General features: G+C 41.9%; 17 protein-coding genes and 2 tRNA genes. 4 read left to right on the plus strand and 15 right to left on the minus strand.

From position 1 onward, the window contains the following. The first annotated feature begins 411 nt into the window (after positions 1 to 411). Positions 412 to 3,438, plus strand: a complete 3,027-nt coding sequence (locus ABH008_RS19780; RefSeq protein ID WP_347987331.1) for a tail fiber domain-containing protein — start codon at positions 412 to 414, stop codon at positions 3,436 to 3,438. A gap of 405 nt (positions 3,439 to 3,843) precedes the next feature. Here ABH008_RS19780 and ABH008_RS19785 read toward each other — a convergent pair whose 3' ends face one another. The 13 genes from ABH008_RS19785 to ABH008_RS19845 form a co-directional block, all read right to left on the minus strand. Continuing rightward, positions 3,844 to 4,389, minus strand: a complete 546-nt coding sequence (locus ABH008_RS19785) for a hypothetical protein (RefSeq protein WP_347987332.1) — start codon at positions 4,387 to 4,389, stop codon at positions 3,844 to 3,846. 645 nt (positions 4,390 to 5,034) lie between these two features. Then, the gene (locus ABH008_RS19790; RefSeq protein WP_347987333.1) at positions 5,035 to 5,349 is read right to left on the minus strand and encodes an HGGxSTG domain-containing protein; all 315 of its coding nucleotides are present in this window, start codon (positions 5,347 to 5,349) and stop codon (positions 5,035 to 5,037) included. A 355-nt stretch (positions 5,350 to 5,704) separates the two neighbouring features. Then, on the minus strand, positions 5,705 to 6,175 hold the full coding sequence (locus tag ABH008_RS19795; protein ID WP_347987334.1) for a hypothetical protein: 471 nt from the start codon (positions 6,173 to 6,175) through the stop codon (positions 5,705 to 5,707). A gap of 2 nt (positions 6,176 to 6,177) precedes the next feature. Continuing rightward, the gene (locus ABH008_RS19800) at positions 6,178 to 6,327 is read right to left on the minus strand and encodes a hypothetical protein (RefSeq protein ID WP_347987335.1); all 150 of its coding nucleotides are present in this window, start codon (positions 6,325 to 6,327) and stop codon (positions 6,178 to 6,180) included. Positions 6,328 to 6,329: 2 nt separating this feature from the next. Then, complete coding sequence (locus tag ABH008_RS19805; RefSeq protein ID WP_347987336.1) at positions 6,330 to 6,857, minus strand: hypothetical protein; 528 nt, start codon at positions 6,855 to 6,857, stop codon at positions 6,330 to 6,332. Further along, on the minus strand, positions 6,854 to 7,057 hold the full coding sequence (locus ABH008_RS19810; RefSeq protein ID WP_347987337.1) for a hypothetical protein: 204 nt from the start codon (positions 7,055 to 7,057) through the stop codon (positions 6,854 to 6,856). Before ABH008_RS19810 ends, ABH008_RS19805 begins: the two co-directional genes overlap by 4 nt. 150 nt (positions 7,058 to 7,207) lie before the next feature. Beyond that, positions 7,208 to 8,338: a hypothetical protein gene (locus tag ABH008_RS19815; RefSeq protein WP_347987338.1), complete on the minus strand. Its 1,131-nt coding sequence runs from the start codon at positions 8,336 to 8,338 to the stop codon at positions 7,208 to 7,210. Beyond that, on the minus strand, positions 8,338 to 9,381 hold the full coding sequence (locus ABH008_RS19820) for a tyrosine-type recombinase/integrase (RefSeq protein WP_347987339.1): 1,044 nt from the start codon (positions 9,379 to 9,381) through the stop codon (positions 8,338 to 8,340). Before ABH008_RS19820 ends, ABH008_RS19815 begins: the two co-directional genes overlap by 1 nt. Before the next feature lie 629 nt (positions 9,382 to 10,010). Further along, a tRNA-Lys gene (locus ABH008_RS19825) sits at positions 10,011 to 10,086 on the minus strand. A 167-nt stretch (positions 10,087 to 10,253) separates the two neighbouring features. Beyond that, complete coding sequence (locus ABH008_RS19830; RefSeq protein WP_347987340.1) at positions 10,254 to 10,895, minus strand: TIGR04211 family SH3 domain-containing protein; 642 nt, start codon at positions 10,893 to 10,895, stop codon at positions 10,254 to 10,256. A 43-nt stretch (positions 10,896 to 10,938) separates the two neighbouring features. Next, positions 10,939 to 11,841, minus strand: coding sequence for an ornithine carbamoyltransferase (gene argF, locus ABH008_RS19835; RefSeq protein ID WP_347987341.1), 903 nt, complete (start codon positions 11,839 to 11,841; stop codon positions 10,939 to 10,941). Beyond that, the gene (locus ABH008_RS19840) at positions 11,828 to 13,024 is read right to left on the minus strand and encodes an aspartate aminotransferase family protein (RefSeq protein ID WP_347987342.1); all 1,197 of its coding nucleotides are present in this window, start codon (positions 13,022 to 13,024) and stop codon (positions 11,828 to 11,830) included. The genes argF and ABH008_RS19840 overlap by 14 nt, the downstream gene beginning before the upstream one ends. A 363-nt stretch (positions 13,025 to 13,387) precedes the next feature. Continuing rightward, complete coding sequence (locus ABH008_RS19845) at positions 13,388 to 13,720, minus strand: hypothetical protein (protein WP_347987343.1); 333 nt, start codon at positions 13,718 to 13,720, stop codon at positions 13,388 to 13,390. A gap of 149 nt (positions 13,721 to 13,869) precedes the next feature. Between ABH008_RS19845 and ABH008_RS19850 the strand changes: the two genes are divergently transcribed. Then, positions 13,870 to 14,652 (plus strand): sulfite exporter TauE/SafE family protein, encoded by a 783-nt coding sequence (locus tag ABH008_RS19850; protein WP_347987344.1) that lies wholly within the window; start codon positions 13,870 to 13,872, stop codon positions 14,650 to 14,652. A 282-nt stretch (positions 14,653 to 14,934) separates the two neighbouring features. Here ABH008_RS19850 and ABH008_RS19855 read toward each other — a convergent pair whose 3' ends face one another. Beyond that, complete coding sequence (locus tag ABH008_RS19855) at positions 14,935 to 15,702, minus strand: hypothetical protein (RefSeq protein ID WP_347987345.1); 768 nt, start codon at positions 15,700 to 15,702, stop codon at positions 14,935 to 14,937. A gap of 8 nt (positions 15,703 to 15,710) precedes the next feature. Beyond that, positions 15,711 to 16,592, minus strand: a complete 882-nt coding sequence (gene hslO / locus ABH008_RS19860) for an Hsp33 family molecular chaperone HslO (RefSeq protein ID WP_347987346.1) — start codon at positions 16,590 to 16,592, stop codon at positions 15,711 to 15,713. A gap of 78 nt (positions 16,593 to 16,670) precedes the next feature. On the opposite strand from hslO, the gene msrA reads away from it, so the two are divergent. After that, the gene (gene msrA / locus ABH008_RS19865; protein ID WP_347987347.1) at positions 16,671 to 17,303 is read left to right on the plus strand and encodes a peptide-methionine (S)-S-oxide reductase MsrA; all 633 of its coding nucleotides are present in this window, start codon (positions 16,671 to 16,673) and stop codon (positions 17,301 to 17,303) included. Positions 17,304 to 17,458: 155 nt separating this feature from the next. Next, positions 17,459 to 17,546: transfer RNA gene (locus ABH008_RS19870), tRNA-Ser, on the plus strand. The last annotated feature ends 82 nt before the right edge of the window (positions 17,547 to 17,628 follow it).

The following is a 17,628-nucleotide window of genomic DNA, read 5'->3' on the forward strand; positions in this document are numbered from 1 at the left end:
ACGATGTGAAATATTCGCACATTTGAAGTATCTTATTTCACAGACTTTAACATTCACTAGCCATATACTAATCAGTAAATTAATGATTTAAATATCCTATCAAGCAAATCTAGCCTAAGCTATGGCGGTCACATTAACCAATTTTTAGTTAACGCAATAAGTCATTGCAACTTTTAACAGAGAGTATGAACTTGAAAAGTTTTCACTTATATCAAGAATATTCAGTCCAACAATGCGTTGGTGATCAAAACGGCTATCTTCCTATAATCAAAAAAATTACGAGACTATCTCATCTCGCTGAAGCTAATCCTGTGAGAGCAGACTTGCTCTGCATATAAAAAACTGGATGAGTTCTCAGGATATCTCTGATTGACCGAAATTAAACACCTAATATTTTGTGGAGCACAACAAATGAAAAATTTTAATACCTTACTGTTTCTGCCCAGTCATTACCCTGCCAATCTCATAAAACTTTGCCTGTTTGCCACCTTTATTGTTGCTAGTCCGTCAACTACTTATGCTGATATCACTAATACGGCAACTGGAAGCAATGCACTTTATTCCAATACCATTGGGACTTACAACACCGCAGATGGTTACTACGCTCTTTTTTCAAACACATCAGGCATTAGTAACACCGCCAACGGATTTTGGGCGCTTTATTACAACACCACTGGATCGTGGAATACTGCCAATGGAGTAGAAGCTCTATATTCCAATACCACAGGGTATGACAATACCGCGAATGGGGTGGCAGCTCTTTATTCCAATACCACGGGGAATGGCAACACCGCCAATGGTCATAGTGCCCTTGGTTCCAACACTACAGGAAATAATAATACCGCCAACGGGGAAGGTGCGCTTTCTTCCAATACCACTGGGAATGGCAACACTGCCAATGGTCATAGTGCCCTTAGTTCCAACACCACAGGGGATAACAACACAGCAAATGGAGGTGCTGCCCTGCAAAATAATACGACAGGGTATAACAATACAGCCAATGGCGGAAGTGCACTTTATTACAACACCACTGGCTATAACAACACCGCCAATGGATTACAGGCGCTTATATCCAACACCACAGGTTGGGATAATACTGCCAATGGGGTAAGTGCGCTTTATTCTAATACCACAGGGTTTTTCAACAGTGCAAATGGTGTAGATGCGCTGCACTTCAATACCACAGGAAATAACAACACCGCCAATGGATATCAGGCGCTTTTTTCAAACACTACTGGATCAAGCAATACTGCTAATGGAGCAAATGCTCTTTATTCCAACACCACCGGGTCAAACAACACTGCAAATGGTCAAAAAGCTCTTTACTACAATACTACGGGATTTAGTAATACTGCTAATGGAGACAGTGCTCTCTTAAATAACAGTACTGGCTATAACAACACAGCAACTGGCTCAAGTTCACTGGCTTCCAACACTACTGGATCGAATAACACTGCCAATGGTAGTGGTGCGCTTTATTCCAATACCACCGGTGGGAACAACACTGGTAACGGGCAAAATGCGTTGACCTACAATACTACGGGCTGGGATAACACCGCCAATGGAGCAAATGCACTGTATTCGAATACTACAGGTACATATAACACGGCAACCGGGGCTGCTGCTCTTTTAGAGAACACCACAGGATCGTACAATACTGCAAATGGTAGGGGTGCACTTTTTTACAATACCACGGGGTGGTATAACACCGCCAATGGAACACTGGCACTTCAAGATAACACCACTGGAGGGGCTAACACGGCCAATGGAGCCTATTCGCTTGTTTCTAACACCACTGGGTCGTGGAACACCGCTAATGGAATGGATGCACTTAGTAGCAACACCACTGGTTCCAGTAACACGGCCAATGGTGCCTATGCACTTTTATCCAACACCACAGGGGCATATAACTCTGCAAATGGGGCCTATGCTCTTTACTTCAACACCACCGGGTCTAATAACATCGCTAATGGATATCAGGCTCTGTATTACAATACTACGGGGTCCAACAATACGGCCAATGGAACAAGTGCGCTGCAAAGCAATACTACTGGGTTTAATAACACGGGAACTGGAACAAGTGCCCTTATTCACAATACCACAGGATCGTGGAACACGGCTAGTGGGGTAGATGCCATGCATTTCAACACCACAGGAAATAACAACACCGCTAATGGTGTTAGTGCCCTTTATCAAAATACCACAGGCTCTAGTAACACCGCCACTGGGACGAATTCTCTTTATTTCAACACCACAGGCTCTAACAACACCGCTAACGGTACCAGTGCACTACAAACCAATACCACAGGCTATGCCGACACCGCTAATGGCACCAAGGCTCTTTTTTCGAATACCACTGGCTATAACAACGCCGCCAACGGTTACCGATCGCTTTATTCCAACAGCACAGGTAGTGATAATACCGCCAATGGCACACAGTCTCTGTATTTCAACACCCTGGGCAACGACAACACTGCCAATGGTTTCGATGCCCTGTATTCCAATACCACGGGTTCCAACAACACGGCAACGGGGTTCGAAGCGTTTTATGCTAATACCACGGGTTATAACAGCACCGCCAACGGCTTTCAGGCGCTGTTTGCCAATACCACTGGTTATAGCAACGCCGCCGACGGCTTTCAAGCGCTGTTTACCAATACCACTGGCTTTAAAAACACCGCTAATGGCGTCTACGCCATGTTTTACAACACCACTGGCAATAACAATGCTGCCCATGGTTATCAGGCGCTGTTTGCCAATACCACAGGCATCAATAACTCTGCCAACGGTACCAATGCACTATCCGCAAATACCACCGGCTCTAATAACGCGGCCAGTGGCAACTTTGCTCTGAATACCAACACCACGGGTTCCTATAATACTGCGCTGGGTACCAGTGCGGATGTGGCTTCTGGCAATCTGACCAATGCCACTGCTATCGGTTATGGCGCAATTGTGAATAACTCAAACGCCATACGACTCGGCAATACCTCGGTTGTAACTCTTGAGGCACAAGTGCCTTTAACCTCAACCTCAGATAAACGCCTGAAAAACCATATAACCGACTTGGCACTGGGTGTGGATTTCATCAATAAATTGCGTCCGGTGGAATACATTCGTAATAACAATGCTACCCAAACCAAGGAATGGGGAGTTATCGCTCAAGAGTTGCAACAAACCCTGCGTGACATAGGTTATCAAAATGCTGGCGTTATCAGCGAAGACAACACCAAGGAAAAATATCTAGCCGTACGTTATAACGATTTGCTTGCGCCGATGATCAAAGCCATTCAGGAGCAACAGAATAGTATCAATACCATACTAAAAGCGAAGCAAGAACAAGAAAACATTATCAATGACTTGCAAAAAGCAAATAAAGAACAGCAGCAAACAATAGCTACATTGCTGAAACGCATGGATGCTTGGGAGAAAAAATAAAATATAAATTTTACGCACACAAAACTTGAAGGCATAAAAAAACCAGTTGCCTGTTAACGCTAACTGGTTGTTTTCACTGTAAAATCGTGGTGGGTCGTGTGCGATTCGAACGCACGACCATCGCATTAAAAGTGAGTTAAATTCAATAACTTACATCAAACCATAACAAACAATAACAAACAATAACAAACAATAACAATTAAATCAGTTTGTTAGCCTGTTTATTGTATTGCTAGTTATTGCCACTTTTTACCTGTTTTTATTTTCAACTGCCCCACCAGTGCCCCACGGGACAATTAGCCTAAAATGACAACAACCAAAATTATTAACATGTTTAACTATGGCGGTATTCCTGATTGTGTATAGCTTTCTTTCGCCCAGGCACAGGTAGATAACTGTTCGCCATTAGGCCGCATCGCTGAGCAAATCAACATTACTACGAACATAGGCAAGCATTGTCTGTAGTCGCTTAAACTGATCGCCTAGACCGTCTATCTTGTCGGGGTGTGTCTTTTGCATCAGGGCTTTTAAATCTTTAATGATTGCATTCTTTTGGTCGGCATCCATTGGCTTATCAAAGTACCGGTCTTTGGTGAGAAAAAAAGTACCGTGTGCTTTCCTTGCCAGACCGCAAACTCTGCGTACATCAGCTATCAATTTGTTTTTATCGACATCGCTTAGTAGTTGCCAGTATTTAACCCGCTGCGGCAATCCATTGTCTATGGGGTCGTCAATCCGGGTTTCATAGGTGATTATCCCGGCTGTGTGCAAGTCTCTTAAGGTTCGATTAATTTGGCTTATAGATACGGGCTTACTTGCTCCATACCACTCGAAGCCATACTTAAGCATGTGAAGGATGCTACTAGCTGAATAGGGTGGAACGCCTCCACAATCTTCGTTAAGCTCGGTTAGGCACTTGATGATTATCTTTCTGTTTTGCGTTTGTTTCATGGTTTCTAATTGTATCAATGCGGGATGATACGATTAGTTTAACACGCAAGCCGGTAAATAACCGCTCAACATGATGTTGAACCCCTCCCAAGTTAAGATAGATGGCCGCTTAGGGCTTGTGCGGGGTATCGGTCTATTAGCTCTATTTTAGGAAACAATCAATTGCATAGCTTGTTCTCATGCCAACTCTGTACAGGCTATGCTATATAAGGCTTACAGACTGGCATGATTATTGACATGATTCTTATCAATAAATAGTAAATAATTACACCATTAAGCCAGTAGGGGCAACAATCCTGCTTAAGGCATAAAAGCGCCATTCATGGCGTATTTGAAAGGATTAAATCAGAACTCTTAGTTCTGGTTTGCCCTACACAAAAGCGCATTGTTGAAAGTCGCTTTTGCTTGTTTGGTACTGGTTAAATTCGCACTCGGAGTGCGATTATTAATTTGTATTTTCCGTGCGCTTCATTAAGACGAGTTGTTAATAATCAATACTTTGAAGGCTAATAATTCACTGGATTGCATGGATAAATGCTCACTCCGAGTTAGCTTTTGGTCAATGGGAAAACTGGTTAAATGCTCATTCGGAATTAGCTTTTGGAATGGCTCAACCCGAACAAATTCACGTTTGAAAGTAGTGTTTTACCGTGTACTATGACTTCGCTTTGTCTTAGGGCAAAATCCATTCAAGGCCGAACGCTTTTTACCTTCCAGTGTTTTAGCTCCGGTACTGCATCCACCATGCCATTTACACCGCCCATTAGCATATGTTGACTTTTGTTTGCACGGTGTACCGGCTCGGGTTTTTGCGCCGCATTCCAGGCCGATTAAATCCGGGGGGAATGGCTTAGTTTTTGGTGGCGGATATTGATAGTGGCGTTCTGCCCATGCTGCATGTATCTGGCTGCACTCCCGGTAATATTCTTTCAATCGTTTTCGCTGTTCTTGACTACTCATACCCTAGCCGTAAACTCCCCGTTCTATGACATCACTTTTTATACTACCGAAACTTTTTATAGTTCCGAAAAACTCCTGCCAATTTGCGTAAATATGCGTATTTTACGCCCACCAAATGAATTTCAATTTTGACGCCGTGCTGTTGTCGCCGCAATTGCCGCAATACATCCAATCGAATAAAACATCTAACCCCCTTGGTATATTATAAAGGTGTCCGAATACCGGGAAGGTGGCAGGTAAAATACCCTGTGACTTGTCCGAATACCGGGAAGTATTGGCGGCTGTTCCCGCTATGTGGACAAGTCATAAAAAACCTTGTCCGAATACCGGGAACGCTTGTCCGTATACCGGGAAGTCATTTTAATTTTTTCTGCATGGCTTCCCACTTTATTACAAACCTTTTATCTCGCTTTTCTGTATTCTCAGGCTTCCACAGATTCGATGCTACATTGGTAGGCTTAACATCAAGCTTGCCTTTGCATTCGTCTATTGGTAACCATGTGACAGCATACAGAGAACATTGGTTGCGGCCTCCCTGCCTTGTTAGCTCAATAAATCCATAAGCGAGATTTTCGGTTAGTGCATCGCTGATACTTCCCCGAGATTTCCAGCCAAACAGCTCCATAATTTTAGGGGCTGCGGAAACATCACCGTTATTTTTGCCGTTGAGTTGAGCCACAAGGTTATCGAGCAAATGCGCTGCCTTGTGACTCAAAACAGCAGCGGGCGAAGGTGTACCCGCTGCGAAGTTAGGCTTAAATATATGGTGAGGCTTGGCCGAATAACTCCGAATCTCTGAACGCTTCGGATGTTTCGGTGCAGTCATCACTATTTCCCCCAGGCTATCAGCCACCATGCCACCAAGCGGATAAAATCCAGCTTCACACGCTTGGCAATTTCGGTACAATAGCGTTGCACTGTTTTGATATAAGCCGCCTTAGCATTGCACTGCTGGGCGGTTTGTTTTTCCTGTAGCATGCTTACCCCTCCCGTTCCAAAAACTCGACAGACTTATTTATTTTTGCCATACGCTTGGCTATACCCGCTTTGGCCTTTGCTCTCTCGATTAAATTACATTCACTGATACTAGGTAACAGGTCGGTAACTTGTTTAATCTCGAAACCTAGCCCCATTGGGTATAATTCAACTTCTCCAAATAGCTTGTATTGACTAGGCTTTAGCATCGTGCCAATTTGCATACCAACTTGACGTAAGTCAGATACAGGCTTTCTAGTTTCGCTCTTAGTCGTTTTCAGGGATTCGATAGAATGCCATTGACCATCACGCAAACTTGATAAAAGCTGAAATGACCGTTCATTAACCAAAACACTGAATTGCTCACCGTTTTCAGGCTTATAAACTATTTTGCGACTGCGGTTATCGGCTGCCAGTTCTTTTTGATTTTTACGGGCATGAAGGGGTGACGTGCTGCCTTGGTTTATTTTGTAAACCTCAGAGCCGTTTTTGATAAGTTGAATTTTGTAAGGGGTTAAGTCGATGCTGTTCATTTTGCACTGCCTTGATTTTGTGATTCTACCCAAGCAAAGAACTTGGCTTCATCAATCAAGACTTTACGACCGATACGGACAATTGCGCCGGACTTGGCAAGGCCGTTGGTGTGTTCGTTGAAAATTAAAGCCCTTAAGCCTGACTCTTTAAAGGCAAAGTGTTTTTGTTGGAATTGCTTAACTGTAGATAGGATAGGCATATTTAATACTCAGATAATCGTCGCAACAACTGCGGCGATAAGTATTAAAACCCCTGTTTTTTCCCGGTTTCCAAGTCGGGAAAAATAGGAACACAACCGGGAACGCTATAGGGAATTTTGCCTGTTTTTTGCTCTTGACAGTGTTTTTTGTTATGGCGTGTTCTTAAATTCGCTCACGTAGTTTGAAAGTGTCTTTTTCTTTCTTTTGCCAGAGGTTCCGGTACTCAATCTGAACTCAAAACCAGCATCTTTCCCGGCTGTAAAAATGTTGGTTATAGGGCTGCCCGTTTGATTGACGTACTTTTTTAACTTGGTAGGAAAAAAATCCTTCATCTCTGGCCTACCTTCCTTAATCCAAATTTCCCGTAAACCCTGTTTTAATTCACGCTCATTTGTCGCTGTACTTATGTTGGGTTTAAGGTATGCGTGTAAATCATCATTACCTAATGGTTCGGGTTGAGAATCAAGAATGCTCATTGCAAGCCTGACATCATCTTTAGTAGCTTGATGAGATTTTAAATACCCTATAAGCTCATCCGGTACTGGTAAATTTCTATGTATTGCCCAATGAATAAAATCAATCGGCTTGTAAAAATATTCGCCTTCACAGAATCTATGCAAAGAATGTTCACCTAAGCTGATTCTATCTGTCTTTATAACCTCAAGTTTATCCTGAATTTTTCGGCATACATCGTCAAACAAGCCATGTTGACACTGTGTTTTAAATTGCTCTACTGTATAACCATACATCGAACAAATACCAAAAGTTTCAGACCATAAATTTCTATCTAGATAATCAAGCCATTTATCGGTTAACCTTGTTAAACCATCACTATTTATAATTGGCTTATCTGCTTCTATTGTGCTGAACCAAGATTTAATAAGTTTGCTAGGCTCTTTATTTATCGAATTAAGCAACCATGAAAACTCATTAATACAATAAACATTTTCAATAATGTCATCCCCGTTTAGTTCGGGTGTGTTTGTGTAAAGCTTATGCGCCCAGGTCATAGTATTGCTTATTTCCGTTCCTTCTGGATGGTTGACGGTTTTCAATATCCGACCTTCATCCCCGCTGTTCGGCTTTCGGGTAATGGTTACACCATCCAGCTTAGTGTTAATAAGTTCCTTTACTAGTTCTTGCTCTTTTAAATCATCAGGTTCCTGCAATTTTGCCAAATCAAAAGCATTAAAAGATTGCGGCCAGAACTCACCCCATTCATTTTTAGGAATGTTCAAAAATTGGGCTGCTTTTATCCAGTTAAAAAAGTGAGATGTCATCAAACACCCCCAAATATTTTAGCGTTCATGCTGGCAACCACATTGCTTACATGACCATCTGAAAGGTGGGCGTATCGTTTCACCATAGCTAAGGTTTTATGTCCTAAAACCTCGGCTATTTCGGCTAAACTAGCGCCATTCATAGCTAAATAACTGGCTGTACAGTGTCTTAGGTCGTGCCAGTGGAAATCGTTTATTTCAGCCACTTCTAAGGCGTTTTCGAAAGGCTTTCTAAGGTCTATCGGTTTGTTAGCGTGAATAGTGCCGGGGAAAAGTAAATCAGTATCAAGCCGCCTTACCTTGGCATGCTCTTTTAATAATTCCAAGCCATGCCCGGCCAATGGAACCCGCCGCCGTTCGCCGTTTTTGGTTTCATGCAGGATAAGAAAACCGTCCTTTAAGTTTACATCAGGCCATTTCAAGCCCATTAGTTCACCTTGCCGCATGCCAGTCGATAACGCAAGAATGACACACAGGTAAAGCTGTTTATTGGTGGACGCTTGGCAAGCTGTTAAAAGCTTAAGGCGTTCGCTATCATCTAAGAATCTAACACGCCCACGGGGTAACTTAGGGCTTTTTACCTTCTTGACGGGGTTATCATCCAGCCACCCCCAATCATTAACGGCAATGGTAAAGGCATGGGATAAATTTTTGATGTACTTATCCACGGTGGCTGCGCTCTGTGTCATTTTGCTTTTATGCTCGGATATGGCCGCCGGGGTAATATCTGAAAGCAAGCAATGCCCTATAGAATGCCGCCACCATTCCAGCTTGCTTTTACGCTCTTTTTGCTCTTTCTCGTTGTAGTTAGGCAGAACTTCGGAATAGTAGCGGGTAGCCAAGTCTGTAAAGCTGTGTTTTTTAGCTTCGGCTGTTTTGAAGTGTCGACCTTCTCTTATTGCGGATTCAGTAGCGGCTGCCCATTTTTTGGCATCGGTTAACCGTTCAAAAGTAGCTGTTTGTGGTGGGTAACCTTTAAGCCGGACTTTAACCCGGTAAGACTTGTCGCCTGCTTCAGTGTTGCGTGTTTCAATGCTTGCCATGTTAAACCCCTTGGGGGCAATGGCGGTATAATTAGCCTAGCCATTGCTTAACCCTATCTGTTAAGTGGTGGTTAGGGCTTGCTGGTGTTGGTAGCACCTTCAAGCCCGTTTTTTACTTGCATTAAATACTATAACAATCCACAACAAATAGCAACAACGCATCATCAATGCGGTGCTCTATTGTATTTATATTTTATTTTTCAATTAATTAATAACAATTAACATTAAAAAAGGACACTTTAGGGGCAATTTAGAGGCAATTTAAGACAAACAGAGTTGTAATTGATTAGTTTTGCCAATCGTGTTTGGTAATTACTTCGAAGAAAATAATCTGATTTGATCAATGCAAACCTAATATATTTTGGATAAATATCGGTTTTAAGGTGAATAGACTACTTAGACATGAACAGGTAGTGAGTTAAATTCAATAACTTACATCAAACCATAACAAACAATAACAAACAATAACAATTAAATCAGTTTGTTAGCCTGTTTATTGTATTGCTAGTTATTGCCACTTTTTACCTGTTTTTATTTTCAACTGCCCCACCAGTGCCCCATTAAAAATGACAGGCATAAAAAAAGCTGTAAGTCTTTAACCTAACAGCTTGATTTTACTAGATTTGATGTGGTGGGTCGTGTGCGATTCGAACGCACGACCATCGCATTAAAAGTGCGGTGCTCTACCGGCTGAGCTAACGACCCGATCAATCTAACCATTATAAGACAATTTGATGAAATTGCAAACACTTTTATAAATTAAAGGTAAAGTAATTGCTAAATTTCAGCTTGAAAATGCCTATAAGACGCTGCCTACCTGGGGTTGCTGTCTATAGGATATTTTCAGATTCAAAACTTTATTTTACAGTTTTTTAAAAACTATCGCCCCAACCACTAGAACGACGACGCCAGCTTATTTTGGGCAGAATAAAACCTAGCATTACACCAATTAAGGAAAGGGCTCCACCATAAAGGAACCAGTTTTGATTACTGCTATCGGCTAACGCTTGGTTTTCACGTTTTAATTGCTGTAATTCTCTTTCTATACCTACAACGCGCTCTTGCAATTGATCGCGCTGTTGCTTAAGTTGTATGGCGTTAGCTGCTGTTTGTTGTAATTCGCTAAGCTCGTTACTAAGTTTGTCTCGTTCTTTACCAATATCCATATTGGCAGACTGAGAGTTCTTTAGTTGTTTATTTTCTTCTTGCAGTGTTTCCAATTTTTTTAGCGCTACTTCCAATTGCGAACGACTGCTGGGTTCGTTGCTTAAATAGCGACTGAGTATAAAGCCTTCTGCACCATTACTGGATTGTACATAGGTATAACCATTTTCGGAATTCTCTTGTAAAACGTTTAACTGTGTACCATTCGCCAGCATTTTGACGATTTTAGTTCGTTCGCTCTCGCCACTGCGCAAGGGAATATCAACACTATCGGTAACATAAACCGTTCGGGCACTTGCCAAGCCACTGAAACTGAGCAGTAGAAACAAACATGCATACGAATTTTTCACGGTTACGCTCTCTGAATGGGTTAAACCTGTAATTTTAACGAATTTATTGGCAGATGAGAAATTCAAGTAAGGCTTTTTGCGCATGCAGGCGGTTTTCGGCTTCATTAAACACCACACTTTGTGGTCCATCGATCACTTCTGCGGTAACTTCTTCACCGCGATGCGCGGGTAAACAATGCATAAATAAGGCATCATGATGGGCTGCCTGCATGGTTTCTGTATTGACCTGATAATCACGAAAGGCAATTTCTCTATGTTTTTGCTCTTCTTCTTGACCCATGCTGGCCCACACATCGGTTACGACTAAATCAACATTTTTGGCTGCTTGTACAGGGCTGTTAAAAAAACTTACACGGCTACCCGCTGCATCAACAATACTTTGCACGGGACGATAATCGTCAGGGCAGGCAATATTCAATTTAAAATCGAACTGCCGGGCAGCATTAATATATGAATGGCACATATTATTTCCATCGCCTATCCAGGTAACGGTTTTACCCGCTATATCGCCCCGCACTTCAAAATAAGTCTGCATATCGGCCAGCAATTGACAGGGATGCAGTAAATCTGTCAAACCGTTGATAACTGGCACGCTTGAATATTTGGCAAAAGTAGTAACCGTTTCATGAAGGTGAGTACGCAGCATGATGCAATCTACCATACTGGAAATAACCTTTGCGCTATCTTCCATCGGTTCTCCTCGCCCTAATTGCGTATCACGCGGTGACAAGAAAATTGCACTACCGCCAAACTGTGCCATGCCCGCTTCGAAAGAGATACGCGTACGTGTGGACGATTTTTCGAAAATCATCGCCAGGACCTTTCCCTTTAAGGGTTGAAAATCTGGATCACGATAATTTTTAAGCTGAATGGCGCGTTTTATTAATTCGCGCAATTCAGTGCTGGATAAATCTAATAAACTGGTGAAATGTCTAGGCTGCTGCATGGTTGGTATGAACGTTAGTGTGTTCTTGAACAAGTACTGCTAATATATCGGTCAGCAAATCAATTTGTTGTGCGTCTATCAATAAGGGTGGCAATAGCCGAATAACGTTTTCAGCTGTCACATTAATCAACAAGCCTTTAGCCAGAGCTTTGCCGACTAATTCACCACAAGGCGCATCTAATTCAATGCCTATCATCAAGCCAAGATTCCGGATGGAGACAATATGTTGATTACCTTTGGTTTTACTGGCCATTTGTGTGCAAAGTAGTTGACCTTTGCTCTCGGCATCGTCAATTAAACGGGTATTGGCAAACGTATCCAAAACGGCCAGCGCCGCACTACAGGCAAGCGGATTACCGCCAAACGTTGAGCCATGGTTACCAGCTGCTAAAACACTGGCAGCCTTACCTCGCGCCAGACAAGCACCTATTGGCACGCCGTTACCTAGTGCTTTAGCCATAGTACACACATCTGGCAATATTCCATTGTGCTGATACGCTAAAAACTTACCTGTACGCCCAACACCGGTTTGAATTTCGTCGAGCATCATCAGTAGATTATGCTGATCGCAAAGTTCGCGAATCTGATTTAAATAATCAGAGGCGGGTATGTTAACGCCGCCTTCGCCTTGTATGGGCTCTACCAAAATGGCAACAATGTTTGGATTGGCCTCAATAGCCGCTTTGATTGCCGCCACATCGTTATAAGCGACATGTATAAAGCCTTCTAACAATGGTGCAAAGCCTTGCTTAATTTTGGTATTGCCGGTAGCACTTAAGGTAGCCATGGTACGACCATGAAAACTTTTTTCCATAGTGATTATTACTGGCTTTTCTATACCTTGTTGATGCCCATATTTACGCGCTAATTTAATAGCTGCTTCATTGGCTTCGGCTCCTGAGTTACCGAAAAAAACATTATCCATTCCGCTAAGCTGCGACAGCTTGTCCGCCAATTTATATTGCAAATCAATTGCATAGATATTTGAGGTATGCAGCAGTTTATTACTTTGTTCGCAAAGCGCTTGATGAACAGCCGGGTGAGCATGCCCCAGGTTACAAACCGCTATACCAGCCAAGGCATCAAGATAGCGTTTGCCATTGACATCCCAAAGCCAAACGCCTGCACCGCGTTCAAAAGTAACCGCCTGACGGGCATAAGTGGGCATAATGTGTGTCGTCATTTTCCTAAAGCCATGAAAGTGTTTGATAATGGATTACGTTTTGAAAAAAGGCGGCGATTATATTTTTAATATAAGCACTTAGCAATAAATAGTTTCAATCTAATCTAATTCTGTTTTTTATTACGCCAATATCCCAAAAAAAATATTATAAAACATGCAGTTAAATATATCACACTAAATGTAAATAATATTACAAAATTGCGTCATAATTTTTTAACACCCGCAGAGTGTTCATAGCCACGAACCGCTTAAACATTTGGTATCTTAGAAAAGTTTTGCCTTTGTATAGAACAAGCATTTCGTGAACGGATAACTAAATTAATCGAAACAACCATTCGTTAACAGTTTATCAACAAGTGATGTTTAAAACTTTACTCTGGACAAAATTGAATCATAAATCATATTACTAAAATGGGTTGCCTGACGAATAATGACATAATCTGCGTCTGTTCTTTCCGCACCGGGTTTGAAAAACTTAGCTCCAACTTCCTTACCGGCTTTTAAGGCTGCTTTACATTGTTCATCGCCAAAAAGATTATTTTTTGCAGCCACACGTTCAGCCAGATCGGTTAAAAATCGATTATTATTACCTTCATGAAAACCTGCTACCGCACAAATTGAGTAATCTTTATCGCTAGCGCGAGCAGAGCAAACAGAAAGAATGAGTACAATTAATAAAAAATATTTAATTTTCATAGCTTTACATAATACGTATTTTTAAAAACACCCTAAAATTACACTAAAAATTCATTAATTAATCAATAGGTAAGCTTAACAATCCAATCTTTTGATCATGGCTCATGAAGTTGAGTCTACCACTTTAACCCTTCACATTTAAGACAACCATGCAACTTACGTGGAATTATATTTTTGCTAATCACGACTTGACCCAATTATTGTTGATAGCATTAGCAGGTTTATACGCTGGCACTCAAAACACATTAGCTGGCGGCGGCTCTTTCATTACTTTCCCCGCTTTGTTATTAGCTGGATTGAATCCTTTAGCAGCCAATATCACCTCCACTATTGCTTTATTTCCCAACCAAATTACATCAGCATTAGCTGGACGTAGATTGGCCGCTGGATCTGGAAATATCTCGCTATTGCAATTATTTTGTCTGAGCATTACGGGCGGCATTTTGGGTGCGCTGTTACTACTTAACACACCTGTCACCATTTTTGCAGGTTTAGTTCCTTGGCTGGTATTAGTTGCAACCGTTATTTTCATCTGGGGTACTTTCCGCAAAAAACCTAGCCATAAAGATCATTCGCTTCCAACTTCGGTGCTGGCCCTGATTCAGTTTTTAATTGGCATTTATGGTGGCTACTTTGGAGGAGGTATTGGCATTTTGATGCTCGCCACTTTAACCATTGCTGGCCAATCGGTTCGCGTGGCGACTGCCAGCAAAAATGTGTTGGCAGTGGCAATGAATACTTCGGCTGTTAGCTTGTTTATTTTTTCTAATCAAATTGACTGGGCTGCCGCCATAGCTTTAGCAATTGGCGGCATAGGAGGTGGATTGACGGGTAGTTGGTTAGTGCATCGTTTACCAGAACGTGTGATGCGTGGATTTGTCATTTTGGTAGGTATTGCATTAACCGTTTGGTTGTTCTGGCGGCAGTATTAATTTATCTTCGGTTAAGCTAGGGATTAATACGGTGCTTAATCCCTAGCCACACTTTAACCAGTTATCAAATTTGTTACGCCATTTGTTCTTAATATTAATCCTTTCGTGACTTCTCGCCAGAAAATGACCGCTTATCTGTTGACAAGGCTTTCCTGATGGGTATCGAAGAATTCAGGATGTAAGGGCTTTTTCATCTACGGTCTATGTTCCAAGCGGAATAATTGGAACATAGACTAAAAAGCTTTCGTTATAATTAAGGATATGAGTTTATTTTTATTCAACTTAGTTTTTGGCTTCTTCAATTTCTTTAAAATCTCGGTAGTTGATAGAGATTTTTAACCCAGCAAAACGTCCTGACATTTTAATTAATTCGTGTGAGCTCTTGTCAAAAGTAAGCCTAACTTCGCTGATTGCTCGCTCTTCATAACCTTCTTCAATTTCTTTGGCATCTAAACGAAACTTGTAGAAATAAATCTCCTGCAAGGGTTCGTCGGTAATTTCCAAAGGATCGCCTAAGTGCTTTATCACTGCAGATTTTTTGGGCAAATCAGCAGAAATTTTTTCCATGAATTCTGCTTTTGCTTTTAATTGCTGTTTTTCTTCATTAATTTCGGCTCCGCCTAGAGAACGAAATGAAGCTTCCAGGAATGCGGGAGGGGCAATCTGTAAAAATAAGGGTGAAAATGTCCAGTCCGTAATTTTATCGAGTTTATTAAAGCGTAAATCGAAGAAAAAATGAATTTCCGGTGTGATGACTTTATTTTCTAAATCGACCTTACGAAACAGATAGTGCCACAATTTTCCATCTGTATTGAGTTCTTCGTTGCTGGCATGTAACTTGGCCAACGATACAAAATCTTCGCTTAGCAGCTTAGGATTTTTAAAATGCACAGTGAAATCATCTTTTGCCACTATCGAGAAATTACGATCAAACTCATCCATTTGCAGATAGGTTTGATAGGCTCGCATCCAGTATAGACATCCGGTTAAAGTACTGAGCATAGCAAAAATCAAAAACAGTCTTATAAACCGGTTTAATTTTTTATACATTGTCATCCTCAATGGCAAGTGGGTGGAAAACTATTATCATTTTTTAATGGATTGGTTAGGAGATCTTCAACATCAATTTTATCAAAGTGATACTGGGCACCACAGAACTGACAATCCACTTCTACGGTCTGGCGTTCTGCCAAAATACTTTCTAGCTCTGCTCTGCCTAGGGTTAATAAAGTACCACTGATTTTGGACCTAGAACAACCACATTTAAACTCCACGGCTTCTGGCTGATAAACGACAACCTTTTCCTGATTAAACAACCGATGCAGTAATTCTTCACAATCCAGGTGCAAAAGCTCTTCTGATGTTATGGTGCTTGCCAAGGTTTCAAGGTGTTCCCAGGCCAATTTATCCTGTGAATCTCCGGGCAATACTTGCAGAAATAATCCTGCGGCATGGGTTTTATTAGCCACCAACCATAAGCAGGTATCTAATTGTTCGGATTGATTGAAATAGACTTTTAGTACCTCAGCTAAACTATCGTGCTCTATACCCACTATTCCTTGGTAAGGATCGGCATTTTCTGTTTCTACGGTAATGACCAATCGTCCGCCCTCCCCTAACATTGCTTTTAGATTATCTGCGACAACCGAGGTTTCGCTACGCACCAGACCTCGGATTTTGCGGTCGTGACTGGATTGTGCTACCAACGCTCTTAATTCGCCACTGCCTTGTAGCTGCATAATCAGAGTACCATTAAATTTAATAGTGGCCGACAACAAGACCACGGCCGCCAAAGCTTCTCCCAATTGAGTTTCCACGCCATCACTGGCCAAAATTTGATATTGCTTGGCCTGTTGCCAACTATCTTGCAAGCGTACCCATTCGCCTCGCACACCCTGATCTGCAAATAAAAACCGGATAAGACAATCTTGTTGTTTCATATAAATTTGATGACTAGTTCAACCTAAATGAGGATTATAATCTTCTGCAACCTATCATTCGACCCTGGTTATGCAATTATGAGTTTTATATTTAAAAAAACTACCTTAGTCAGTGCAGAAAATGCGTTACCAGGCCGTCTGGAAGCCATGCATACCAATACACTGCATTACGTCAACGGTCATTGTATCCTGCCGCCTTTCCCATCTCATCTGCAACAAGCAGTACTGGGCATGGGTTGTTTTTGGGGTGCAGAACGAAAGTTTTGGCAATTGACTGGCGTATATAGCACTGCTGTGGGCTACAGTGGCGGATTTACCCCCAACCCAAGCTATCAGGAAGTGTGTAGCGGTATGACCGCCCATGCAGAAGTTGTACTAGTGATATTTGACCCTAATTTAATACGCTATGAAGATCTACTTGCCTTGTTCTGGGAGTCTCATAACCCTACGCAAGGCATGCGCCAAGGTAATGATGTTGGCACCCAGTATCGCTCGTGTATATTTACATTTGATGCCGATCAGCAATCTATAGCCGAACAAAGTAAACAACGTTATCAAACCGAACTGAGTTTGTCTGGCTTACCCCCCATCACCACAGACATTGCTCCAGCACAGACCTTTTATTATGCCGAGGATGATCACCAACAATATCTGGCCAAAAACCCACAAGGATATTGTGGATTGGGAGGATTAGGGGTTCCGTTTAAATAGGTGTTGGGTGCTTCCACACGCATGCGGAGTAAACAGTGCCATTGGTATTGGATAGAAATACCGTTAACACTGGTTTAAGCTGAGGCTTTTATTGCAAAATAACTCTATTTCGATTATTATTTCCGCTCTTCGGCCTAGCCCGAACGACATAATATGGAGAGGTGGCCGAGTGGTCGATGGCGCACGCCTGGAAAGTGTGTATACGGCAACGTATCAAGGGTTCGAATCCCTTCCTCTCCGCCACAAACTATAAGCAATTGATAATTAATAGAAAAACATCAAACACGAAAGACACCGTTGTAACGACTTTACTCGCGTTTACAAA

Origin of the sequence: Methylomonas sp. AM2-LC (assembly GCF_039904985.1) — a bacterium.
GTDB lineage: Bacteria > Pseudomonadota > Gammaproteobacteria > Methylococcales > Methylomonadaceae > Methylomonas.

Bases quoted from the DNA above. Each gene is read 5' to 3' on its own strand.
- ABH008_RS19845 (WP_347987343.1), bottom strand. From the start codon at position 13,720: ATGAAAATTAAATATTTTTTATTAATTGTACTCATTCTTTCTGTTTGC.
- ABH008_RS19780 (WP_347987331.1), top strand. From the start codon at position 412: ATGAAAAATTTTAATACCTTACTGTTTCTGCCCAGTCATTACCCTGCC.
- ABH008_RS19800 (WP_347987335.1), bottom strand. From the start codon at position 6,327: ATGCTACAGGAAAAACAAACCGCCCAGCAGTGCAATGCTAAGGCGGCT.
- ABH008_RS19820 (WP_347987339.1), bottom strand. From the start codon at position 9,381: ATGGCAAGCATTGAAACACGCAACACTGAAGCAGGCGACAAGTCTTAC.
- ABH008_RS19805 (WP_347987336.1), bottom strand. From the start codon at position 6,857: ATGAACAGCATCGACTTAACCCCTTACAAAATTCAACTTATCAAAAAC.
- ABH008_RS19810 (WP_347987337.1), bottom strand. From the start codon at position 7,057: ATGCCTATCCTATCTACAGTTAAGCAATTCCAACAAAAACACTTTGCC.
- ABH008_RS19855 (WP_347987345.1), bottom strand. From the start codon at position 15,702: ATGTATAAAAAATTAAACCGGTTTATAAGACTGTTTTTGATTTTTGCT.
- hslO (WP_347987346.1), bottom strand. From the start codon at position 16,592: ATGAAACAACAAGATTGTCTTATCCGGTTTTTATTTGCAGATCAGGGT.
- ABH008_RS19795 (WP_347987334.1), bottom strand. From the start codon at position 6,175: ATGACTGCACCGAAACATCCGAAGCGTTCAGAGATTCGGAGTTATTCG.
- ABH008_RS19840 (WP_347987342.1), bottom strand. From the start codon at position 13,024: ATGACGACACACATTATGCCCACTTATGCCCGTCAGGCGGTTACTTTT.
- ABH008_RS19785 (WP_347987332.1), bottom strand. From the start codon at position 4,389: ATGAAACAAACGCAAAACAGAAAGATAATCATCAAGTGCCTAACCGAG.
- ABH008_RS19815 (WP_347987338.1), bottom strand. From the start codon at position 8,338: ATGACATCTCACTTTTTTAACTGGATAAAAGCAGCCCAATTTTTGAAC.
- msrA (WP_347987347.1), top strand. From the start codon at position 16,671: ATGAGTTTTATATTTAAAAAAACTACCTTAGTCAGTGCAGAAAATGCG.
- ABH008_RS19790 (WP_347987333.1), bottom strand. From the start codon at position 5,349: ATGAGTAGTCAAGAACAGCGAAAACGATTGAAAGAATATTACCGGGAG.
- ABH008_RS19850 (WP_347987344.1), top strand. From the start codon at position 13,870: ATGCAACTTACGTGGAATTATATTTTTGCTAATCACGACTTGACCCAA.
- argF (WP_347987341.1), bottom strand. From the start codon at position 11,841: ATGCAGCAGCCTAGACATTTCACCAGTTTATTAGATTTATCCAGCACT.